Consider the following 20,602-nt stretch of genomic DNA (forward strand, 5'->3'; position numbering starts at 1 on the left):
CGATTCCCGGCAGGAAGGCGGCGTAGCATGCGCTAGAATGACGGCATTCTAGGTGATTCTCGGCTCCTCGGGCAGCCTGCGGCTACCCTCGAGAACCGAGCTCTACACCAACATTCGGGACACTACCAAACCAAGATCGATCGACTGCTCTATGAGCGTATCAAGTTGGTCGGGTGTCGTGATTTTGCGGTTGCCGCGGGCGTCGAGGTCGAGATAGGCGATGCGGCTTTCTTCGATGCCTGCTTCCCTCAGTTCTTCGATGACGGTTTTATGAGGCACGATTTCCCGCATCTGCGAATGCCCGTTATAACTTTGATGGGATCGCTGTCGTAGAAGGGCTGGAGCTTTTTCAGATACGACGTGCGGTGGAACAGCTTCATCAGATCCTCCAAAATGGCGGTTAAGGCGATATAAATTCGCATTTTTGCAAATTACACCGCCTTAACTGAGCTTTTCGGTGACGCTGCGGTTAGATGGGGCGTCTTGGAGCCGCTGTTGCGTTTAGCTCATTTAACCGGTCTACATGGTGATAACGAAATCATCATGAGGGAAGGTCGATCGGTAGTACGTGTTCATATATTGCTGGTCGGTGGGAATGCTCCATGTCAATTTAGTTTCGCCCGAATCTTTCACAGAATCGGGAACGAGACAATAAATAGCAACAGTTGCTGTATCTTTCGCTTCGACGCGGTAATTGCTCCCAAAGCGAGGTCCAGCATCGATTTCAATCTTACCTGAGTATTTGTTTCCAGCGATTTCGAAGGATGCTTCGGTGGCATATCCAGGCAAGGCGTACTCTGTGCCGATGTTCGTGTAAGTGACTCTTGCCAGCAAGTAGGACTTGCCATTCTGATGAGTATAGTAGCTGTAAAAACCAGAGGTGTCCGAAGGGTAGACTTCATCGACGTAGGATAATGAATCGATGGTGAATGTCGCCAAGTTTGTGGTGCCCGTTTCGCCTACTGCAAGCTTTTTGGGTCCCAACGCGACAACCCGATCAACGTATTCTTGGTACTGTTCGTCCGTGGATTTATTCGCGACGGTTTCACCTCCCTTTGTTGAAATACCGTTCGTTGTCAGAGTGTCCCCGTCGATTGTCGCCTCAGCGTTTTCGACTGCTTTGAAAGAGATGGATATGGCACCGGCGCTTTGTCCTTTTCCTTCGGGAAAGCTAATGTAGAGATTCTCTCCATCGATTTCGTATGTCCCCTCACGTTCCAGCTTCGAATCTTTAAGGTGGGTTGGGTGCTCGATTTCGAGAGAGTAATCTCTTCTGTGCTGTCGCCCGCGAAAACCGAAGCCATGTTCGAAGCCATTTTGCTTTTCGGCTATGCAGTGGTGCCGCTCACGGGAGTTTTTCCTGAGGTGTTTTCGTAGAGCACCTCTAAACCGTGTCTGGGGAGGTAACTCCAAGACACCTCGATGATTCCGTAGGTCTTGGTCTGCTTACCTTGCGATCCCGTGGTGTTTTTCATTGAATTCCAGAGTGAATCAGGCAGACCGAGCGCTTTGTTGGTAGCTTGGACATAGGGGGAGGCGACGACGTCTCCCCATGATTGCGTGATGTCGCTTTTCGAATCAGTGGGGTTCGTGTCAATTTGAAGGGACAGCCCATCGGGGGCGACGGTGCAGTACGTCGAATCGTCATTGCACTTATCTTTGACAATCTGCTTGAAGTTCGGGATGGCGTAGCACTGCACTTCGCAGGTCGCCGTGGCCCCGCTTTCGGCTTCGGCGGTTATCGTCGCGGTTCCGGTGCCCATGGCGTTCACGATGCCGTCCGAATCGACGGTCGCGACCGACTCGTCCGAGCTCGACCAGGTGATTTTGGTTTGCCGCGCGTCGGTCGGGGTGTAGGCGACTTTGACGGGGCTGGACGGGTAGCCGACATAGACCTCCTTGTCGGCTTGCGTGATGGAGAGCGTGTCGACGGGGATGGGGCGGAAGGCCGCGAAGCATATGGCGGCTATCGCCGCGACCACGATGGCGCCCGCGATTCCGAAGACCTTTTTGTTCGCCTTCAGCTTGCCCGCACACGCAGCCGAGGAGGGGGAGGTGGCGGTGCCGCACTTGGGGCAGAACGCCGCATCGCCTTCGAGTGCGGCACCGCACTTCTTGCAGCGATACGCATTCGACTGCGCCTTCGCCTCGCTGAGAACGGGAAGGTTGTCCGGGCCGTCCGCATGAGGGCTTCTCGCGCTGCCTCCTTCTTCAGTTTGCTCTGGGTCGTGACCTTGAATGCCACCTTCGCCTGAGACTTCAGGCGCCTCGATTGCTTTGGCTTCGAGGACGCATTCGGCCTCGTCTGCGGCTTGGGAAACCCCGTCCGCTTCGACATCAGATTCGTTTTTACTGCCCTCGGCTTCGGCCGCGTTCTTGATGCTTGGCTCTTCGCGCTCGGTTTTGCAATGGCTCGGGGCTGATTTGTTGCTGTCGGTCTCTTTTTCGGCGTCCATGGTCACATTCCTTTCCCCTTGACAGGCCTGTCAAGGTTTCTCTACTTATCGTAGAGAAACCTTCCTTCCTTCAGTGCCTCTTCGTGCGTATGAAGCTGGGGGTGTCCGAGGATGGGAAGCCGTTTCGGATAGCGGTGTCCTTGCGCTTTCGACGCTGCGTGTGCTCCCTTCGCATCCCTTTTATGCCACCCGTCGCGTAACAAACGCCCTCTGCGGAATTGTCGTGATGCTGTGGCGAGTGACAAACGAGGTCTTCTAACCGTAGAGCACGAACTAAACTGGGCAGCGAGTCGAAACCCTACGTCAGGAGGCCTGTGTGAAAACAGTTGCTATCATCGGCACGTTCGACACGAAAGGCGAGGAATTCGCCTATGTGAAAGCCCGCTTTGAGAAGCTGGGCATCAACACCCTCACCATCCACTGCGGCGTCTTCGACCCGCAAACCATGCCCGACGTTCCCAACACGGAAGTCGCGGCGGCGGTCGATATCGAGATGTCGACCATCGTGGAGAAGAAGGACCGCGCTTTCGCCACCGAGACCATGACGCGCGGCGTCGAGAAACTTCTGCCCACGCTCTACGCGAACGGCCGCTTCGATGGCGTGTTCTCCATGGGCGGATCGGGCGGCACCACCATCGCGACCGCCGGCATGCGCAAGCTGCCCATCGGCGTGCCGAAGGTCATGGTGTCCACCATGGCGTCTGGCGACACGTCGCCCTACATCGGCGCGTCGGACATCGCCATGTTCCCCTCGATCGTCGACGTGGCGGGCATCAACTCCTTCTCGGCGACCATCTTCAACAACGCCATCGCCGCCATGACGGGCATGCTCGAGCACGTTGCCCCCAAGCACGAGGACAACAAGCCGCTCGTCGCCGCGACCATGTTCGGCGTGACCACCCCCGCCGTGCAGAAGGCGCAGGCCTATCTGGAGTCGAAGGGCTTCGAGGTGCTCGTGTTTCACGCGACGGGCACGGGCGGAAAATGCATGGAAGCGCTGGTCAACGGCGGCTTCATCAAGGGCGTGCTCGATTTGACCACCACCGAATGGTGCGACGAGGTCGTCGGGGGCGTGCTTGCCGCAGGCCCCGACCGCTGCAGCGCGGCTGCCCTGAACGGCGTGCCCGCCGTCGTGTCGGTCGGCGCCGACGACATGGTTAACTTCGGGCCGTGGGAAACCGTCCCCGAGCAGTATAAGTCCCGAAACCTGTACAAGCACAACCCCACGGTCACGCTCATGCGCACCACGGCGGAGGAAAACGAGCGGATCGGCCATGCCATCGCCGAAAAGGTGAACATGTCGATCGGCCCGTGCGCGGTCATGCTGCCGCTCAAGGGCGTGTCGATGATCGACGCCGAGGGCCAGCCGTTCTACGGCCCCGAAGAGGACGCGGCGCTCTTCAAGACGCTCAAGGACGAGATCGACCCCGCGAAGGCCGAGGTCGTCGAGATGGATGCACACGTAAACGACGACGAGTTCGCGATCGCCGCAGCTCAGAAACTTATCGATCTCATGGAGAAATAGCACGACCGGGAAGGCGGGGCGACGCGCTTCCGCCTTCCCCTCCCTGGCACCGCGCCGCGCCGGATCGCAGCCATCCCGTCGTTGTCGGGCTTGCTGCGGGGCGGCGGCGCCTTCCCCCAGGCTTCATCGGCGTCGTCCGCTCTAACTCGCGGGCGCGCCGTGAACGCATATGTTCGGCAAGAAAAAGGTAGTACTCGAAAAGAAGGAGAACACCATGCTTGAACTGTCCCGCGCGGAAATCCTCGATCGTTTCCGTAAGTCCCTCGCCGAGGGCAACATCCTGCTCGGCGTCGGCGCCGGCACGGGCATCACGGCGAAGTCGGCTGAGGCCGGCGGCGCCGACATCTTCGTCATCTACAACTCCGGCCGCTTCCGCATGGCCGGCCGCGGCTCGCTTGCGGGCCTGCTTTCCTACGGCGACGCGAACCAGATCGTCGTCGAGATGGGCGCCGAGGTGCTGCCCGTCGTGAAGGACACCCCGGTTCTCGCCGGCGTCTGCGGCACCGACCCGTTCCGCGTCATGAAGAAGTACCTGGCCGAGCTGAAGGATCAGGGCTTCAACGGCGTGCAGAACTTCCCGACCGTGGGCCTTATCGACGGCGTGTTCCGCAAGAACCTTGAGGAGACCGGCATGGGCTACGGCCTTGAGGTCGACATGATCGCCGAGGCTCACAAGCTCGACATGCTCACCTGCCCGTACGTCTTCGACGAGGAGCAGGCGGCTGCGATGACCAAGGCCGGCGCAGACATCATCGTCGCGCACATGGGCCTCACCACTGGCGGCACGATCGGTGCCGAGACCGCGCGCACGCTCGACGACTGCGTGGAGATCATCACCGGCATCGTGAAGGTCGTGAAGGACATCAACCCCGACGCGCTCGTCATCTGCCACGGCGGCCCGATTTCCGAGCCGAAGGACGCGGCGTACGTCATTGAGCACGTGCCCGGCATCGACGGCTTCTTCGGCGCCACCTCGATCGAGCGCCTGGCTGCCGAGCGCGGCATCAAGGCCCAGACCGAGGCCTTCAAAGCTATCAAGAAGTAACAGCTCTCGGTTCCAAGTTCCACCGAGGCTCGCGCGAAGGGCGTCCGTTGCGATTTGCGTCGCGGCGGGCGCCCTTTTCTCATGTTGGGTGCGCTCCTTTCTGCGCACCGTGGTTTTGCTCGCGCTATACTAACGCGCATGGCTAACACACTTGGAAAACTCATCATCTGCCCGACACCCATCGGCAACTTAGGCGACATGACCGAGCGCACGGTTTCGGCGCTCGGGGAGGCAGACGTCGTTTGCGCGGAGGACACGCGCGTGACGGGGAAGCTGCTTGCCGCCTTCGGCATCGAGAAACGGCTCGAGCGTTTGGACGAGGCGCTCATCGGCGATCGTGCAGCCTCGATTGCAGAGCGCGTGCTTGCCGGCGAGGTGATCGCGTACTGCAGCGACGCCGGCATGCCGGGCGTGTCCGATCCAGGGCTTCGGCTTGTTCGCGCAGCTCGTGAAGCTGGCGCGCCTGTCGAGGTGCTCCCCGGCGCATCCGCCTGTGCCACGGCGTACGTGGCAAGCGGCTGCACGTGTCCCCGCTTCTACTTCGGCGGCTTCTTCCCGCGCAAGGATGTCGAGCGTAAGGCGGCGCTCGACGCGCTGCGCACTCTCGATGCTGCGCTCATCTTCTACGAGAGCCCCAATCGCGTGGCATCGGCGCTCGAGTCGATGGCCCAGGCGTTTCCTTTGCGCGAGGCGGCGGTGTGCCGCGAGCTTACCAAGTTGCACGAGGAAGTGGTGCGCGATACCCTGCCGAGCCTGCGCGACGAGTTCGCCCGACGCGCGGAAGAGGGCTCCATCAAGGGCGAGATCGCCATCGTGATCGACGAGCCGAGCGCCGCTGAGGAGGATGCAGCTCAGCTCGATGCCGCCGAGGCCGCCCGCGCCCGCGCTGCCGAGCTCAAGGCCGAAGGTGCACGCAACAAGGAAATCGCCAAGGCGGTCGCTGCCGAGTTCGGGCTTCCCCGGAACGCCGCCTACGAGATCGCGCTCGACGCCTAAAGGTTGCATTGTGCCGTATTCCAACCAATCGGGGCCCGTGCGCACGCGTAAAATGACCGAACGTGAAAAACAAGCGTTCGACCAGGGAAAACGCGTGCGAAATAGCGAACGTTCCAACAAAGGGGCACGTGCCTGCGCCCCCGCTCCCTCGCCCTCGGGCGAAATCACGGTCGTAGATGGAATCGAGGCGCATATCGTCCGCAAGCGCGTGAAAAACGTAAACCTGCGGATCGCGCGCGACGGATCGCACGTCGACGTGTCGGCGCCTTCGTGGGTCTCGGATTCCGAAGTCGAGGCTTTCATCAGGTCGAAGAGCGCGTGGATCGCATCTCGCATGGCGCAAGCCGCGCAAACTCCCATGGCGCGTGCGGCCCAGGCGACTCCCGAAGAAGTCGCTGCATGGCACGAAACGGTAAGCGCATGTGTGCCCGCGCTCGTGGCCGCGTGGGAGCCGATCATGGGCGTGAAGGCGGGCAAGCTCGCGTATCGCAACATGACGAGCCGCTGGGGCAGTTGCCAGCCGGCGACAGGGCGCATCTGCATCAATGTGCGGTTGGCACTTTATCCGCCGGAATGCTTGGAATATGTGGTCGTCCACGAGCTGTGTCACTTGCTGGAGCGCGGCCACGGTCCAAGGTTTCACCAGCTTATGGACGCGTTTATGCCCGATTGGAAGCAGCGCCGCGCGAAGCTGCGCTAAGGGGGTGTCCCTTCCAGCGAGCGTCCAGGCATGCCCGCCTGTGCCCGCGTACGCGCGAGCCCTTGCGCCCTCGCAGAGATCCGCGACCTCCCAGCCTGTGTTGAGATGAAACGTGACAAAAAGGCGCGAAACGCAACGAAAATCGTGCAACGATGGGAAAACGATTATTCCTTCTTGCGTTTAATAGCGAAGCGTTCTATTATTCCTACTCAGTTACTAGAAGTTACGTAAAGGCCGCAAGTCCTCGCCGCGAGCTCGCTCGCACGGACTGGCGGCCTTTTTCGCACTGAGGGGAGAAACCATCATGGAAAACACCGGCCATGTTCGCTCCGTCAACGTCTCCGAGCGCAAGGGTACGCGCAAAAAGCCAGTTGAGAGTGGACAAATCCATATCGACCCGCACCATGGTGTGACGGGCGACGCCCATGCAGGCGACTGGCATCGGCAGGTGTCGCTGCTCGCATGGGAGTCCATCGAGAAGGCGCGCGCGATGGGTCTCGACGTGAAGGAAGGCGACTTCGCCGAGAACATCACCACTGAGGGTATGGACCTGCTCGCGCTGCCGCTCGGCACTCAGGTGAAGATCGGCGACGAGGTCACCCTCGAGCTTTCCCAGATCGGCAAGGTATGCCACAAGAAATGCGCTATCTATTACCTGGCGGGCGACTGCATCTTCCCGCGCGAGGGCATCTTCTTCGAGGTCGTTACCGGCGGCACGGTGTCTGTGGGCGACTCCATCATCGTTACCAAGATGGGCGATGGCCATTGTCAGTATACCCCGCAGGAAGCGCTCGACGAGATCGCCAAGGTGCGCGCCGAGGAGGCGGCGGAGAAAGCTGCGAAGGCGAAAGAGGCCGCTACCGCCAACGCGTAGCGGGTTCACCGCGCTTGCCACCAGGCAGGATTCTCGCCGCGTCTCCCAATATCCCGGAGTGTCGAATTTGTCGCGCAGGCCTAGCGCGCCACGAGTCGGATACCCCGCATGGCGTATGGCGCGTCGTGCGGGGTTTGCACATAATGGGGGCATGGACAGCGTGCTTATACATAATCGGAAAATGGGCCCGCGCGATTGGGCGGTCGACGTCGCGGTGGCGCTTGCCGCCTTTGCTTTCGGCGCCGTGCAGTTGATGGTCTCTGCAAGTCTCATCCTTCCCGACGAGGCTTTGCGCCGCATGCTCGGCATCGAGGCCGTCGTTCCCGCCACATCATCTTTCATCGCGCTTGCACTCACGACGTTTCCCCTCGTGGCGCGCAGGAAATCCCCTTGGCTTGTCTTCGTGTTCACGCTCGTGGCGTTCGTTGGATTGCAAAACTCTTTCCATGGGTCTATGCTCGCCGTCTTTGGGCCGATGGTTGCTCTGTTCACCATTGTTGTGGAATGCTCGCGCGTCGAGATGGGCGTCGCCTGCGCCGCGAGCGCCTTGGGGCTTGCGGCGGCGACGTACGGCGGAACCTCGGCTGCGCTGTGGTTCTGGGTATACGTGCAAAACCTCGTGCTCATGGTCGTCTCGGCGCTCGGCGGGCTTGCCGTATGCGCCCATCGCGAATCCGTGCGGGCCACCGAGCAGCGCGCCGAAGAGGCCGAGCGCACGCGCGAGGAGGTGGCGGCTCGTCGCGTCGAGGAGGAGCGCGTTCGCATCGCTCGCGAGGTCCACGACATCACGGCCCATTCACTTTCGGCGGTCAGCATCCAGACTGCAGCAGCCGAGCGCCTGATCGACCGCAATCCCGCCGCCGCAAGGGAGGCGGTGTCGCTCGCGCACGAGACGGCGAAAGAAGCGCTCGAGGAGATTCGTGCGATGATCGGCGTGCTCAAGACGGGAGATTCCTCCGCCGAGACCACACCGACCGAGGGCACGGCGCGTCTTATGGATTTGGCGGACTACCTTCAAGAAGCGGGGGTTACAACGACACTCGACGTGTCGGGCTACAATCGGGAAGCGACGCCGGCGTTCATCGACATCGCGCTGTTCGGCATCGCTCGCGAGGCTACGACCAACATCGTCCGCCATGCCCATGCAAAAAATGCGTCGATCGTCCTCGAAAGCGACGGCGCGAGGGCGCTGCTCACTGTGCAAGACGATGGCGACGGCTTGCTGGGCGCTGCGGACGGGGCGTCCCCGACGGGCGGACACGGCATCGACGGCATGAGGGAACGCGCGAAGCTGCTCGGCGGCACCCTCAACGCGGGCCCTCTTCCCGGCGGCGGCTTTCGCGTTCGCGCGTCCATCCCCGTCGGCGACGAGTCCTCCGGTTTTGGCGCTGCGCGCGGGGAAAGGGGGTTCCATGAGCGAAGATAGGCAGAAGGCGGCGAGCTTTCCTGCGGCTTCCGGCTTCGGGAAATGCGATGCCGGCGGAGCCCGTGAGACAAGCGACCGGGCTCCATCGAGGGAAACGCTGCGCATCCTCATCGCAGATGACCAGGATCTCGTGAGAAGCGGATTCCGCATGATTCTCAACTCCTACGACGGGTTGTCGGTCGAAGGTGAGGCGCGCAACGGCGAAGAGGCGGTCTACCTCGCCCAGAAGATCCGCCCCGACGTGGTGCTCATGGATATCCGCATGCCGGTGCGAAACGGCATCGACGCCACGCGCGACATCACATCAAACCCGCTGCTCTCGGGCACGCATGTCCTCATTCTCACCACGTTCGACATCGACGAGTACGTCTACGACGCGCTCGCTGCGGGGGCGAGCGGCTTTTTGCTGAAAGACGCCGAGCCCGACGACATTGTCGAGGCCATCCACATCGTCGCACGCGGCGATGCCCTCATCCAGCCCTCGGTCATGCGACGCTTGGTGGAGACGTTCGTGGCGTCGCGCCCTCGCGCGGGCATGCCGAAGGGCTCGCACGCACGGGAGGCCATAAGGTCGCTCACCGACCGCGAGCGAGAGATTCTCACGTTGGTTGCGCGCGGGCTTACCAATGAGGAAATCGCAGGCGAATTAATAATTTCTCCTGCAACGGTGAAAACGCACGTCGCCCGCATCATGGGAAAGCTCGATGCGCACGACCGGGCGCAGCTCGTGGTGTGCGCCTATGAGGGCGGGCTCGTTTCCCCGCGTGCGAACTGAAATATGAACGCAGTGTGGCGATTCGATAAAACCTAAGTCCCTATCGCTCAAGTTTTCTGCAAAATGCTTGCATTCGCCTTCCCAGATGCTATAGTAACCCAATGTTGTTAGCACTCACGTTCGAAGAGTGCTAGCACTCGAAAGCTCGGTATTAGCAACCATCGATTCAAGGTTGATGAGAGGAAGGCAAGCAATGATGAACCTGAAGCCGCTCGGCGATCGCGTCATCGTGAAGCAGGACGAAGCAGAGGAAACCACCGCAGGTGGCCTCATCCTCGCACACGATGCGAAGGAAAAGCCCCAGACGGGCGTCGTTCTCAAGGTGGGCGAGGGCAAGCTCGACAAGGACGGCAACCTCGTTCCCGTGCCCGTGAAGGAAGGCGACCGCGTGCTCTATGGCAAGTACGGCGGAACCGAAGTCAAGGTCAATGGCGAAGAGGTCATGATTCTTCGCTCCGAGGACATCTACGCGGTCTTCGAATAGCTCTCCCGACGGCTTTCCGCGGTTGTCCCGAAATCGCACCGCGCCGCATTGCGTTCGCGCTCGATAGCAAGGTGCAAGCGCATCGCGCTTCCGCTTCGGAATCTTCCGCGAAGCCCCGTCCTTTACGTTGCTGAGTTCTTTCAAGGAAAGGAAGCCTAAAAATGGCTAAGGATATCAAGTTCGAATCTGACGCCCGCTCCGCTCTCGCGGCCGGCGTCTCCAAGCTCGCCGATGCCGTGAAGGTCACGCTTGGCCCCAAGGGCCGCTACGTCGCCCTCGAGAAGTCCTACGGCGCGCCGGTCGTCACCAACGACGGTGTCACCGTTGCGAAGGAAGTCGAGCTGGAAGATCCCGTCGAGAACATGGGCGCCCAGCTCATCCGCGAGGCTGCCGTGAAGACCAACGACGACGCGGGCGACGGCACCACGACTGCAACCCTGCTCGCCGACGTCATCGTCAACGAGGGCCTGCGCAACGTCACCGCTGGCGCTGACGCGCTCGGCATCCGCCGCGGCATTCAGAAGGCGACCAACGCCGTCGTCGAGGCCATCAAGGCGAACGCCCAGACCATCGACACCAAAGAGCAGATTGCCAACGTCGGCACCATCTCCGCGGGCGACCCCGAAATCGGCGAGAAGATCGCCGAGGCTATGGAAGCTGTCGGCAAGGACGGCGCCATCTCCGTCGAAGATTCCCAGACGTTCGGCATGGACGTGAACATCGTCGAGGGCATGCAGTACGATCGCGGCTACATCTCTCCGTACATGGCGACCGACGCCGAGAAGATGGAAGCGAATCTGAAGGACCCGTTCATCCTGCTCACCGACCAGAAGGTCACCAACATCCAGGATATGGTTTCGCTGCTCGAGTCGATCATCAAGACCGGCCGCCCGCTGTTCCTCGTCGCTGAGGACGTCGAAGGCGAAGCGCTTGCCACCATCCTGCTCAACAAGCTGCGCGGCACCTTCAACTGCGTCGCCATCAAAGCCCCCGGCTTCGGCGATCGCCGCAAGCGCATCCTCGAGGACATGGCCGCCGTCACCGGCGCGACCGTCGTCTCCAAGGATCTCGGCATGACGCTCGCCGACGTCACCATCGACATGCTCGGCACCGCTAAGACCGTCAAGGTCACCAAGGAGAACTCGCTCATCGTCGACGGCGCGGGCGATAAGAAGGACATCGAGGACCGCATTGCCCAGATCAAGGCCGAGCTCGACCGCACCGAGTCCGACTTCGACCGCGAGAAGCTCCAGGAGCGCCTCGCCAAGCTCTCCGGCGGCGTGGCAGTGCTCAAGGTCGGTGCTGCAACCGAGTCCGAGCTCAAGGAGAAGAAGTCCCGCATCGAGGACGCGCTGCAGGCAACGCGCGCAGCTGTCGAAGAGGGCATTGTTCCTGGCGGCGGCGTCGCTCTGCTCGACGTTGTCTCCGAGCTCGACAAGATCGAGACCACCGATAAGGACGAGCTCGTCGGCATCGACATCATCCGCAAGGCCCTCGAGGCCCCGATTCGCGCGATCGCCCAGAACGCCGGCTTCGAAGGCTCCGTTGTGGTCGAGAAGATCAAGGGTCTGCCCACCGGTGAAGGCTTGAACTGCGCAACCGGCGAGTACGGTAACATGATCGAGATGGGCGTAAATGACCCGGTCAAGGTTACCCGCACGGCGCTGCAGTCCGCAGCTTCCGTCGCCGGCCTCATCCTCATCACCGAGGCTACGATCAACGAGATCCCCAAGGACGGTCCCGACCTCTCCGCTCTCGCCGCAGCAGGCCAGGGCGGCGGCATGGGCATGATGTAATAGGTTTCGCTGGCTTTGCAGCCAGCGAAACAGCTCGACGCTGCGGGCCCGTCTGGCGGTCCAGCTGGCGCTCCAAGGTTTCGTCGCGTACCGAAGTACGCGTCCTCAACCTTTCGCGCCACCTGAACTCGCCAGGCGGGCCCTCGCTGTCTTCGGAGCGAGCGTGGCGCTTCGCACTTCCCCCATGCGCAGGGTGCTCTGGTCGGAGCACTTGTCAAGAATTGCCTTTCCTCTTGCTGGGTGTTATTTTGTGGCTGAGCGTAACGACGCAAGACGGGGCATCTTCGTTCCCTTGCGGAATTGAGTGCAATGCGGAATCGAAAGGCGTTGAGGACGATGAGCGATATTGCTTGCGAGAGTTGCCGGGTTGTAGCTTGCGAACACCTGGACAAGACGGCGCCTGATTTCTGCGTTCAAGCAGCAATTACCAAAGAAATGCATGACGAGGCGCTGCGTCTCTACAACGAACCCGAGAACCATCTCATAATGGAATCTGCCGCGATAGTCAGCGCTGAAACGGTTAATTCGACACGCGTTCAGGACACGATCAAGTTTGCGTCCTGCATGGGGGCGTCTCTTGTTGGCATAGCAACCTGCACGGCAATGTTGAGGGAAACGCGTATCCTGACAGAGCTTCTCAGGAAGGCTGGGTTTGAAGTGCAGGTAGTTGGCTGCAAGTTGGAAAGCAACATGAAAGCCGACCTGAACATTGGCGCGCCCTCATTGGCGGAAGATAGTGTTATCTGCAATCCAATCATGCAGGCTCTGTTGCTCAACGATGCAAAGACGGATCTGAATATCCTGATGGGAATTTGCGTAGGACACGATGCGCTTTTCTGCAAGTATTCGAATGCGCCCGCAGTGACCTTGGTTGCAAAGGATTTTATGACGGTGCATAACCCCTGCTCAGTGCTTTATGCCGCCGATTCTGTTTACAAGCGTAAGTTGGAAAAAACAATTGGGGAAATCGCGTCCGGCAAAGGGGAATGAGGCGCTTAAGACACCTCCCGCGAGGCACGAGCGACTTATGCTCGATGTCAAAGATAGCTCACCCAAGGGGCAAAAGCGGCAGGATGGCAAACCAGACGGGCGGCACTAAGAGTGCGGGCAGGAGATTCATGACCGAAATCTCCTTGATCCTCAAGATGGACAGGCCCGATGCGAGAATCAGAAAACCGCCGACGATGGTGATCTCGCACATCAGGTTCGCGGTCATAAGCGGTTCGAGCCACTGCGCCAAAAGGAAGATCGAACCCTGCCAGCAAAAGAGCACCACGCCCGCGAGCGCCATGCCGATGCCGAATGACGATGCGAGCACCATTGAAGTCACGAAGTCGAGTGTCGCGTTGGTGAGCAGAAACGTCTCGTCACCGTAAAGCGCGCTATTGATCGGCCCCAAGATGGAAAGCGTGCCGAAGCAGAACAGCACGATGCCGGTCGAAAGACCACGTGAGAGGTTTGTTCCGCCGCCTTCGCCCGCCTTAGGCTTCGACAGGCGCTCGGTCAGGCGGTCGAAGTGTCCCTCGATGTCGATCGCCGTGCCCGCGACGCCGCCGATGGCAAGGCTCGCGATGAACAGCACGGGATAGACGCTTCCGCTCATGCCCTCGACAACGGAATGAAGACCCAGGCCCGTCGCCGCAAGACCCATCGCACAGAACAGGATGTCCTGGTACTTCTCACCAAGACCGCGTTTCGCGAGGCTTCCGATGGCACTTCCTGCGACGATGGCCGCGGTGTTGACGATGGTTCCGATCATGGCCGTGTTTGCTCCTTCTGTTTTTCGTGTCGCTTGGCGAAACTGCGCCCACGTTGCCGCCTGCGCGAATGCCGCTGCGTTAGAATACCTTGCTATGGAAGAAATCATGCATATCGCGGGGCATGTCCTCGAACACTCAATTGAAGACACACTTTACCTCATCCCGTTTTTGTTCGTCACCTATCTGGCTATGGAATGGCTCGAGCACAAGGCGGGCGACAAGGCGCAAAACGCCATCAAGCGCGCGGGGAAGGCGGGCCCCGTCATTGGCGCGGTGCTCGGCGTCGTGCCCCAATGCGGCTTTTCGGCGGCGGCGTCGACGCTCTATGCGGGCCGCGTCATCACGGTCGGCACGCTCATCGCCGTGCTCCTGTCCACCTCCGATGAGATGATCCCCATCTTCCTCGCGGCTCAGGTGCCCCTTTCCACCATGGGCGCTATCCTGGGTGCGAAGGTGGTCGTGGGCATTGTCGCGGGCCTTGCGCTCGACGGCGTGCTCCGCTTGCTCCATCGTCCCGAAGAGCATCTACGCATCCACGAGCTCTGCCAGCGCGATCACTGCCACTGCAACGGCGAATGTCACGCCTGCGAGGAGAATCCCGAGCTTGCCTACGAGGCGGAAAAGGACGAGGAGCACCATCACGACCATGCGGGCGCTTCCATCGTGAAGAGCGCGCTCAAGCACACTGCCCAGGTCACAGTCTTCATTTTCATCGTCACGCTGCTTTTGAACGTGGTGCTCGAAACGGTAGGCGAGGACGCGCTGGCACAGATCCTCGGCTCGAACAGCGCGCTTTCGGTCGTTGTGGCGGCCATCGTGGGCCTCATCCCGAACTGCGCAGCGAGCGTCGTTATCGCCGACCTGTATGTGGAAGGCGTGCTCGGCGCGGGGGCCATGTTCGCGGGCCTGCTCGTCTCGGCGGGCGTCGGCCTGCTTGTCCTCTTCCGAGCGAACCGCCGTCCTAAGCAAAACCTCATCATCGTGGCAATACTCCTCGTCGTCGGCATTGTGGCAGGAGCGATTGTCTCTGCTGCGGGCATCGTGTTCTAATTCTGCTACACTGTTCGAGCATGATTCATTGGTTCGGAAGCGCACGAAAGGGCACGGAATGAAGCTTTTGGAAGAACGCATCAAGCGTGATGGCGTCGTCAAGTCGGAAGGCGTGCTGAAGGTCGATAGCTTCCTCAACCACCAGATCGATGTCAACCTGATCGACGAGATGGGCGCGGAGTTCGCCCGATTGTTCGCGGATGCGCCCGTGAACAAGATCCTCACGATCGAGGCGTCGGGCATCGGCATCGCATGTCTGGTCGCGCGCCATTTCGGCAACGCGCCCGTCGTGTTCGCGAAGAAGGCCCAGTCCATCAACCTCGACGGCGAGATGTACTCCACCAAGATCCAGTCGTTCACCCACGGCCGCATCTTCGACGTCATCGTTTCGAAGAAGTTCCTAAGTCCTGAAGACCACGTGCTCATCATCGACGATTTCCTGGCCAACGGCTGTGCTCTGAACGGCCTTATCGAGTTGGTGGAGGAGTCGGGCGCCACGGTCGAGGGCATCGGCATCGCGGTGGAGAAGGGCTTCCAGCACGGAGGCGACAAGCTGCGCGAGGAGGGCTATCACCTGGAGTCGCTCGCAATCCTCGAATCGATGGATCCCAACACCGGCGAGGTCGTCTTTCGCGAAAACGCGTAGATAAAACCGGCTTGCGTGGCATTTCCTTGCTGCGAATTCGCGAACTTTTTCCTTGACGCGGCATCGATGCATCGCTAGCATATACAGTTGCGCTATTGGATAAGAGGGCCGTTAGCTCAGTTGGCAGAGCAGGGGACTTTTAATCCCAAGGCCCGGGGTTCGAATCCCCGACGGCCCACCATTCCAAATGCGTAAGACCTGCTTTGGGTCTGCACCAATCCAGACTGGGGTATCGTCCAATGGCAGGACTCTGGTTTTTGGTACCAGCTATCTAGGTTCGAATCCTGGTACCCCAGCCATCTTGGATGCAGCAAAGCAGCATCGACTGGGGCCGTTGGAACAAGCTGGCATCAGTCAAAAAAGCCGACAAGGCGGCTGCGCTTCTCGAAAGCGCGAATACCTGGCGATTCCACTCCGGATAAAGCGGAGCGACAATCGCGCGGCATGACCGCGGGCCTGGCAAGCAGGTATTTCGAAAACCACAGGTTTGTTGGTTTTGTGTGCTTTTACGCTCAAATCTACCACATAACTTCATATGTTTGATATCATCTCGTGTTGCTGTCTTAAGTCCACATTAAGAGGAGAGCACAGTTGGCGAAACAAGATGTCATCGAGCTTGAGGGCACGGTCCTTGAAGCGTTGCCGAACGCGATGTTCAAGGTCGAGCTCGAGAACGGCCACGAGATCCTGGCCCACATTTCGGGGAAGATGCGTATGCACTACATCAAGATCCTCCCTGGCGATAAGGTCACGGTCGAGTTGTCCGTCTACGACTTGAATCGCGGGCGCATCACGTACCGCTTCAAGTAGGGGGAACCGCGGGTTTTCCTCGCCGAATCTCGGCAATAACGTCTGCGGCTGGACGTTTGTATATAGAAGAGAACGCATAACCGAAAGGAATTGAGAAATGAAGGTACGTCCTTCGGTCAAGAAAATGTGCGACAAGTGCAAAATCATCCGACGCCATGGCAAGGTCTTCGTGATTTGCGAGAACCCTCGTCATAAGCAGCGTCAGGGCTAGGAAGAAAGAAGGGGAATTAACCTATGGCACGTCTCGTTGGTGTCGACCTTCCTCGCGATAAGCGCATTGAAGTCGGCTTGACCTACATCTACGGCATTGGCCTCACGACCTCCAAGAAGATCCTTGCGGAAACCGGTGTGAACCCGGACGTCCGCGTGAAGGACCTCTCCGAAGAGGATCTCGGCAAGCTCCGCGATTACATCCAGGAGAACCTCACGGTTGAGGGCGACCTGCACCGCGAAGTTTCCCAGAACGTGAAGCGCCTCATGGAAATCGGCTGCTACCGTGGCCTTCGTCACCGCAAGGGTCTGCCCGTTCGCGGTCAGCGTACCCACACCAATGCACGCACCCGCAAGGGCCCGCGTAAGCAAATCGGCGGCAAGAAGAAGTAAGGGAGCAGATAAGTGGCAGCTAAGAAACAAGTGCGTGCGCGCATCAAGCGCTCCGAGCGCAAGAACATTGCCGTTGGCGCCGCACATATCAAATCCACGTTCAACAACACCATTGTGAGCATCACCGATCCTCAGGGCAATGTGATCTCCTGGCAGTCCGCCGGCACCGTCGGCTTCAAGGGTTCCCGCAAGTCCACGCCGTTCGCGGCGCAGATGGCTGCGGAAGCTGCTGCCAAGACCGCGATGGAGCACGGCCTCAAGAAGGTTGCCGTTTACGTGAAGGGCCCCGGTTCCGGTCGCGAGACCGCAATCCGCTCCCTGCAGGCAGCTGGCCTCGAAATCGCGAGCATCCAGGATTGCACCCCCATCCCGCACAACGGTTGCCGTCCGTGCAAGCGTCGTCGCGTGTAGTTGAAAGGATCATATAACCATGGCAATTAACAGAACTCCGGTTCTTAAGCGCTGCCGCCAGCTGGGCCTTGATCCCGTTGTGCTGGGGTACAGCAGCTCTAAAACCTCCAAGCGCGAGCCCAAGCGTCGCCGCAAGGAATCCGAGTACGGCATGCAGCTGCGCGAGAAGCAGAAGGTGAAGTTCATCTACGGCGTTCTCGAGAAGCAGTTCCATGGCTACTTCGAGAAGGCGAAGGCCATGCCGGGCATCACCGGCGAGAACCTGATGCGCATCCTCGAGTCCCGCCTCGACAGCGTCATCTTCCGTCTCGGCTTCGCCCGCACCCGCAAGGAAGCTCGTCAGATCGTCACCCACGGCCACATCATGGTCAACGGCCGTCGTGTCGACGTTCCTTCCTACCGCGTGAAGGCCGGCGACGTCGTCTCCGTGGCTCCGAAATCCAAGGAGCTCCTCGTCATCAAGAGCGCTCTCGTTTCCAACGCTCGTTTCGAGGTTCCTGCTTGGCTCGAGGTTGACATCGAGAAACTCCAGGGCAACGTGTTGGCCCTTCCGCAGCGCGATCAAATCGATTTGGACATTAACGAACAGCTTATTGTCGAACTTTACTCGAAGTAATCGCAGCATAGTAAGGAGGCTTTTAAAACATGACAGAGTTCATGAGGCCTACTGTAACAACGGAAGAAGTCAACGACACGGTGGCTCGCTACATTGTCGAGCCTCTCGAGCGCGGTTACGGCCATACTCTTGGCAACAGCCTGCGTCGCGTGCTGCTCTCCTCTCTTGACGGCGCGAAAGCGACCGCCATCCAGATCGAGGGCGTGCAGCATGAGTTCACCACGGCTGAGGGCGTTATCGAGGACATCACCGACATCGTGCTGAACGTGAAGGGCCTTGTTTTCTCGGCTCTGAACGATGACGTCACCGAGGCGACTGCTCACGTGCTCGCCGAGGGTCCGTGCACGGTTACCGGCGCCGACCTCGACGTTCCGACCGAGTTCACGCTCGTGAACCCCGAGCACGTCATCGCGACGGTCGCCGACGGCGGCACGCTCGACATGACGATTCGCATCGGCGTCGGCCGCGGCTATGTCTCCGCCGAGCGCAACAAGCGCACGGAGGATCCCATCGGGGTCATCCATGTCGACTCGCTGTTCTCGCCGGTTCGCCGCTGCACGCTGAACGTGTCCGATACGCGCGTTGGTCAGCGTACCGACTACGACAAGCTCGTCCTCGAAGTCGAGACCGACGGTAGCATCGCCCCGACTGAGGCCGTGTGCCGTGCTGCGAACATCGTGAACCAGTACATGGGCGCGTTCCTGAGCCTTTCGAATACCGACGAGGAAGAAGGGGAGGAAGCTCCCTCCATCTTCGCGCCCGAGGGTCAGGAGTCCAATGCCGAGCTCGACAAGCAGATCGAGGACCTGGACCTTTCCGTCCGCTCCTACAACTGCCTGAAGCGCGCTGGCATTCATTCCGTCCGTCAGCTCGTCGAGTTCTCCGAGAACGACCTGCTGAACATCAGGAACTTTGGTGCGAAGTCCATCGAGGAAGTGAAGGACAAACTCATTTCCATGGACCTCAATTTGAAGCAATAGGAGACCGAGATCATGAGACACAACAAGAAGGGGCGCAAGCTCGGCACCGACTGGAGCCACACTAAGGCTATGAAGCGCAGCCTTGTCAAAGCCCTTTTCCTGAACGACCGCATCAAGACGGTCGAGTCGCGCGCCAAGGAGATCCGTCCTGACGTCGACAAAATCATCACCTGGGCGAAGAAGGGCGACCTGCATTCCCGTCGTCTCGCTATCGCAGCTCTTGGCAACGACAAAGAGCTCGTTCGCGAGATCTTCGAGAAGGTTGAGCAGGGCCTGTTCGCCGATCGCCAGGGCGGCTACACCCGCATTATGAAGCTGGGTTTCCGCAAGGGCGACAATGCTCCGATGGTCATCATGGAGCTGTGCACTGAGCCTGTTTCCAAGAAGACCAAGACCGAGGAGAAGCCGGCTGCTAAGAAGGTTGCTCCGAAGAAGGTCGAGGCTGCTGAGGAAGCTAAGGCTGAGGAAGTTGCCGAAGAGGCTGCTCCCGCCGAGGAAGCTGCAGCCGAGGAAGCTGCTCCTGCCGAGGAGGCCGCAACCGAGGAGAAGGCCGAGTAGCCTTTCCCCTATGGGATGTACGAGAGAGTCGAGGCATTGCCTCGGCTCTCTTTTTGCATTTGGGCCGACTTAACGCTGTCCTGCGCGCTTAGTCGGTATACTGCTTGCGTGCATTTAGCTGTGAAGACATATCATTTCGGGACATCGCCTTTCCACCAGGCTGATCCGCGCATAAAGATCGCGCTGCTCCTCGCGTACTCGATCACCCTGTTTCTCCTTGAGACCTGGACGGGGCTCGCGATTGCTGCGGTGCTGTACGCGCTTGCTCACGCGATAAGCCGCGTCCCCTTCAGAAGCGTCTTCGTGCTTGCGGCGCCGACGTACGTCTTGGTTGCCGTTGCCATTGCGTTCTGCTCTTTCACCGGGGATGTTTCGTTGCCGATATACCTTTCAGACGCCGAGGTGTCCATGGCTGCCCCGTTTGCGGCGTTCGACCCCATTGTCCTTGCGGGGTCGTTCGGCTTCGTTCCCGCTGGCTTCGCCAAGGGGGCGTTTAACGCGATCCGTGTCGTGATTTTGGTGTATGCAAGTCTGCTTGTGAGCTTCACGACGACCTCGGCGGAGATGATGAGCGCGGCATCAAGCTTCATGGCTCCCCTCAAACGCACGCCGCTTCCCGTCGATGATGCTGCGTGCGCCATCTCGATCGCGCTTCGCTTCATTCCCGTGACGGCTGAGGAGTTGTGCCAGGTTCACGATGCGCAGTGGTCGCGATGTGCCCGTTTCTCGGGGTCGGGCGTTGTCGTGACGCTGCGCGCATGGGGGCGCGTGTTCGTCGCGCTCTTCGTTGCGCTCTTCCGGCGTGCAGATCGTCTAGCTGCCGCCATGGACGCACGTTGCTACGGCGCTCCGACGAAGGATGGGCGTCGAAGCTCCCTTGAGGAATCGCATCTCGCCATTCGGGGGGTGGCGGCAATCGTCGTCGGTATTGCGGCCTGTGCGTTTCTCGCCCTCTTCTTCTAGAACGCCGTTTCGCCTGCGTGCGTTCCCCGCAGACGCGCCCAGGCGGGCGGTTCAGGTGCGGGTGCGAAGCTATACGCGGTTGTAGTGGTATAGTTTCCCTGTTAGGTTTCGGCCGCGTTTGCGTCGGT

General features: G+C 60.0%; 24 protein-coding genes and 2 tRNA genes. 22 read left to right on the plus strand and 4 right to left on the minus strand.

Annotated elements, in window-relative coordinates:
• Window positions 1-102: 102 nt before the first annotated feature.
• From F8C90_RS01195 to F8C90_RS01205, 3 genes are all read right to left on the minus strand, one after another.
• The gene (locus tag F8C90_RS01195) at window positions 103-279 is read right to left on the minus strand and encodes a hypothetical protein (RefSeq protein ID WP_211360976.1); all 177 of its coding nucleotides are present in this window, start codon (window positions 277-279) and stop codon (window positions 103-105) included.
• A 240-nt stretch (window positions 280-519) separates the two neighbouring features.
• On the minus strand, window positions 520-1,413 hold the full coding sequence (locus F8C90_RS01200) for a hypothetical protein (RefSeq protein ID WP_158048627.1): 894 nt from the start codon (window positions 1,411-1,413) through the stop codon (window positions 520-522).
• The gene (locus tag F8C90_RS01205; protein WP_158048628.1) at window positions 1,329-2,456 is read right to left on the minus strand and encodes an Ig-like domain-containing protein; all 1,128 of its coding nucleotides are present in this window, start codon (window positions 2,454-2,456) and stop codon (window positions 1,329-1,331) included. The genes F8C90_RS01200 and F8C90_RS01205 overlap by 85 nt, the downstream gene beginning before the upstream one ends.
• Window positions 2,457-2,772: 316 nt before the next feature.
• Here F8C90_RS01205 and F8C90_RS01210 point away from each other — a divergent pair, with 316 nt between their 5' ends.
• The 10 genes from F8C90_RS01210 (at window position 2,773) to F8C90_RS01255 (ending at window position 13,067) form a co-directional block, all read left to right on the plus strand.
• Complete coding sequence (locus F8C90_RS01210; protein ID WP_158048629.1) at window positions 2,773-3,981, plus strand: Tm-1-like ATP-binding domain-containing protein; 1,209 nt, start codon at window positions 2,773-2,775, stop codon at window positions 3,979-3,981.
• A gap of 214 nt (window positions 3,982-4,195) precedes the next feature.
• Window positions 4,196-5,026: a phosphoenolpyruvate hydrolase family protein gene (locus F8C90_RS01215; RefSeq protein WP_158048630.1), complete on the plus strand. Its 831-nt coding sequence runs from the start codon at window positions 4,196-4,198 to the stop codon at window positions 5,024-5,026.
• A gap of 138 nt (window positions 5,027-5,164) precedes the next feature.
• On the plus strand, window positions 5,165-6,022 hold the full coding sequence (gene rsmI, locus F8C90_RS01220; protein WP_158048631.1) for a 16S rRNA (cytidine(1402)-2'-O)-methyltransferase: 858 nt from the start codon (window positions 5,165-5,167) through the stop codon (window positions 6,020-6,022).
• A 52-nt stretch (window positions 6,023-6,074) separates the two neighbouring features.
• Window positions 6,075-6,722 carry a M48 family metallopeptidase gene (locus F8C90_RS01225; protein WP_158048632.1) on the plus strand — a complete coding sequence of 216 codons (648 nt, stop codon included), beginning with the start codon at window positions 6,075-6,077 and terminating at the stop codon, window positions 6,720-6,722.
• Window positions 6,723-7,026: 304 nt separating this feature from the next.
• Window positions 7,027-7,596 carry an MOSC domain-containing protein gene (locus F8C90_RS01230; protein ID WP_158048633.1) on the plus strand — a complete coding sequence of 190 codons (570 nt, stop codon included), beginning with the start codon at window positions 7,027-7,029 and terminating at the stop codon, window positions 7,594-7,596.
• Between the two features lie 181 nt (window positions 7,597-7,777).
• Complete coding sequence (locus F8C90_RS01235; protein ID WP_246155726.1) at window positions 7,778-9,022, plus strand: sensor histidine kinase; 1,245 nt, start codon at window positions 7,778-7,780, stop codon at window positions 9,020-9,022.
• Window positions 9,009-9,797 (plus strand): response regulator transcription factor, encoded by a 789-nt coding sequence (locus tag F8C90_RS01240; RefSeq protein ID WP_158048635.1) that lies wholly within the window; start codon window positions 9,009-9,011, stop codon window positions 9,795-9,797. The genes F8C90_RS01235 and F8C90_RS01240 overlap by 14 nt, the downstream gene beginning before the upstream one ends.
• 196 nt (window positions 9,798-9,993) lie before the next feature.
• Window positions 9,994-10,281: a co-chaperone GroES gene (locus F8C90_RS01245; RefSeq protein ID WP_158048796.1), complete on the plus strand. Its 288-nt coding sequence runs from the start codon at window positions 9,994-9,996 to the stop codon at window positions 10,279-10,281.
• 161 nt (window positions 10,282-10,442) lie between these two features.
• A complete protein-coding gene (gene groL / locus F8C90_RS01250; protein ID WP_158048636.1) occupies window positions 10,443-12,077 on the plus strand; it encodes a chaperonin GroEL in 1,635 nt (544 codons plus the stop codon).
• Between the two features lie 336 nt (window positions 12,078-12,413).
• A complete protein-coding gene (locus F8C90_RS01255; protein WP_170264485.1) occupies window positions 12,414-13,067 on the plus strand; it encodes a DUF1847 domain-containing protein in 654 nt (217 codons plus the stop codon).
• Window positions 13,068-13,125: 58 nt separating this feature from the next.
• On the opposite strand, the gene F8C90_RS01260 is transcribed toward F8C90_RS01255, so the two are convergent.
• On the minus strand, window positions 13,126-13,836 hold the full coding sequence (locus F8C90_RS01260; RefSeq protein WP_158048638.1) for a DUF554 domain-containing protein: 711 nt from the start codon (window positions 13,834-13,836) through the stop codon (window positions 13,126-13,128).
• 94 nt (window positions 13,837-13,930) lie between these two features.
• Here F8C90_RS01260 and F8C90_RS01265 point away from each other — a divergent pair, with 94 nt between their 5' ends.
• The 12 genes from F8C90_RS01265 to F8C90_RS01320 all read left to right on the plus strand — a co-directional run bounded on the left by F8C90_RS01265 (window position 13,931) and on the right by F8C90_RS01320 (window position 20,474).
• The gene (locus F8C90_RS01265; protein ID WP_158048639.1) at window positions 13,931-14,887 is read left to right on the plus strand and encodes a putative manganese transporter; all 957 of its coding nucleotides are present in this window, start codon (window positions 13,931-13,933) and stop codon (window positions 14,885-14,887) included.
• Between the two features lie 58 nt (window positions 14,888-14,945).
• Window positions 14,946-15,533 (plus strand): xanthine phosphoribosyltransferase, encoded by a 588-nt coding sequence (locus F8C90_RS01270; RefSeq protein WP_158048640.1) that lies wholly within the window; start codon window positions 14,946-14,948, stop codon window positions 15,531-15,533.
• Window positions 15,534-15,638: 105 nt separating this feature from the next.
• Window positions 15,639-15,714 (plus strand) — tRNA-Lys (locus F8C90_RS01275).
• A 44-nt stretch (window positions 15,715-15,758) separates the two neighbouring features.
• Window positions 15,759-15,832: transfer RNA gene (locus F8C90_RS01280), tRNA-Gln, on the plus strand.
• Between the two features lie 292 nt (window positions 15,833-16,124).
• Window positions 16,125-16,343, plus strand: coding sequence for a translation initiation factor IF-1 (infA, locus tag F8C90_RS01285; protein ID WP_158048641.1), 219 nt, complete (start codon window positions 16,125-16,127; stop codon window positions 16,341-16,343).
• A 97-nt stretch (window positions 16,344-16,440) separates the two neighbouring features.
• The gene (gene rpmJ, locus F8C90_RS01290) at window positions 16,441-16,554 is read left to right on the plus strand and encodes a 50S ribosomal protein L36 (protein WP_012802562.1); all 114 of its coding nucleotides are present in this window, start codon (window positions 16,441-16,443) and stop codon (window positions 16,552-16,554) included.
• Between the two features lie 23 nt (window positions 16,555-16,577).
• A complete protein-coding gene (rpsM, locus tag F8C90_RS01295; protein WP_158048642.1) occupies window positions 16,578-16,946 on the plus strand; it encodes a 30S ribosomal protein S13 in 369 nt (122 codons plus the stop codon).
• 12 nt (window positions 16,947-16,958) lie between these two features.
• Window positions 16,959-17,357 carry a 30S ribosomal protein S11 gene (rpsK, locus tag F8C90_RS01300; RefSeq protein WP_158048643.1) on the plus strand — a complete coding sequence of 133 codons (399 nt, stop codon included), beginning with the start codon at window positions 16,959-16,961 and terminating at the stop codon, window positions 17,355-17,357.
• Window positions 17,358-17,376: 19 nt separating this feature from the next.
• Complete coding sequence (gene rpsD, locus F8C90_RS01305) at window positions 17,377-17,973, plus strand: 30S ribosomal protein S4 (RefSeq protein WP_158048644.1); 597 nt, start codon at window positions 17,377-17,379, stop codon at window positions 17,971-17,973.
• A gap of 29 nt (window positions 17,974-18,002) precedes the next feature.
• Window positions 18,003-18,953, plus strand: a complete 951-nt coding sequence (locus tag F8C90_RS01310; protein ID WP_158048645.1) for a DNA-directed RNA polymerase subunit alpha — start codon at window positions 18,003-18,005, stop codon at window positions 18,951-18,953.
• 12 nt (window positions 18,954-18,965) lie between these two features.
• Window positions 18,966-19,511: a 50S ribosomal protein L17 gene (gene rplQ, locus F8C90_RS01315; RefSeq protein WP_158048646.1), complete on the plus strand. Its 546-nt coding sequence runs from the start codon at window positions 18,966-18,968 to the stop codon at window positions 19,509-19,511.
• Between the two features lie 120 nt (window positions 19,512-19,631).
• A complete protein-coding gene (locus F8C90_RS01320; RefSeq protein WP_246155727.1) occupies window positions 19,632-20,474 on the plus strand; it encodes an energy-coupling factor transporter transmembrane component T family protein in 843 nt (280 codons plus the stop codon).
• Window positions 20,475-20,602: the final 128 nt, after the last annotated feature.

Source organism: Ellagibacter isourolithinifaciens (genome assembly GCF_008831035.1).
GTDB classification, from domain to species: Bacteria; Actinomycetota; Coriobacteriia; order Coriobacteriales; family Eggerthellaceae; genus Ellagibacter; species Ellagibacter isourolithinifaciens.

Bases quoted from the DNA above. Each gene is read 5' to 3' on its own strand.
- F8C90_RS01205 (WP_158048628.1), bottom strand. From the start codon at position 2,456: ATGGACGCCGAAAAAGAGACCGACAGCAACAAATCAGCCCCGAGCCAT.
- F8C90_RS01215 (WP_158048630.1), top strand. From the start codon at position 4,196: ATGCTTGAACTGTCCCGCGCGGAAATCCTCGATCGTTTCCGTAAGTCC.
- rsmI (WP_158048631.1), top strand. From the start codon at position 5,165: ATGGCTAACACACTTGGAAAACTCATCATCTGCCCGACACCCATCGGC.
- F8C90_RS01225 (WP_158048632.1), top strand. From the start codon at position 6,075: ATGACCGAACGTGAAAAACAAGCGTTCGACCAGGGAAAACGCGTGCGA.
- F8C90_RS01230 (WP_158048633.1), top strand. From the start codon at position 7,027: ATGGAAAACACCGGCCATGTTCGCTCCGTCAACGTCTCCGAGCGCAAG.
- F8C90_RS01235 (WP_246155726.1), top strand. From the start codon at position 7,778: ATGGGCCCGCGCGATTGGGCGGTCGACGTCGCGGTGGCGCTTGCCGCC.
- F8C90_RS01240 (WP_158048635.1), top strand. From the start codon at position 9,009: ATGAGCGAAGATAGGCAGAAGGCGGCGAGCTTTCCTGCGGCTTCCGGC.
- F8C90_RS01245 (WP_158048796.1), top strand. From the start codon at position 9,994: ATGAACCTGAAGCCGCTCGGCGATCGCGTCATCGTGAAGCAGGACGAA.
- groL (WP_158048636.1), top strand. From the start codon at position 10,443: ATGGCTAAGGATATCAAGTTCGAATCTGACGCCCGCTCCGCTCTCGCG.
- F8C90_RS01255 (WP_170264485.1), top strand. From the start codon at position 12,414: ATGAGCGATATTGCTTGCGAGAGTTGCCGGGTTGTAGCTTGCGAACAC.
- F8C90_RS01260 (WP_158048638.1), bottom strand. From the start codon at position 13,836: ATGATCGGAACCATCGTCAACACCGCGGCCATCGTCGCAGGAAGTGCC.
- F8C90_RS01265 (WP_158048639.1), top strand. From the start codon at position 13,931: ATGGAAGAAATCATGCATATCGCGGGGCATGTCCTCGAACACTCAATT.
- F8C90_RS01270 (WP_158048640.1), top strand. From the start codon at position 14,946: ATGAAGCTTTTGGAAGAACGCATCAAGCGTGATGGCGTCGTCAAGTCG.
- rpmJ (WP_012802562.1), top strand. From the start codon at position 16,441: ATGAAGGTACGTCCTTCGGTCAAGAAAATGTGCGACAAGTGCAAAATC.
- rpsM (WP_158048642.1), top strand. From the start codon at position 16,578: ATGGCACGTCTCGTTGGTGTCGACCTTCCTCGCGATAAGCGCATTGAA.
- rpsD (WP_158048644.1), top strand. From the start codon at position 17,377: ATGGCAATTAACAGAACTCCGGTTCTTAAGCGCTGCCGCCAGCTGGGC.
- F8C90_RS01310 (WP_158048645.1), top strand. From the start codon at position 18,003: ATGACAGAGTTCATGAGGCCTACTGTAACAACGGAAGAAGTCAACGAC.
- rplQ (WP_158048646.1), top strand. From the start codon at position 18,966: ATGAGACACAACAAGAAGGGGCGCAAGCTCGGCACCGACTGGAGCCAC.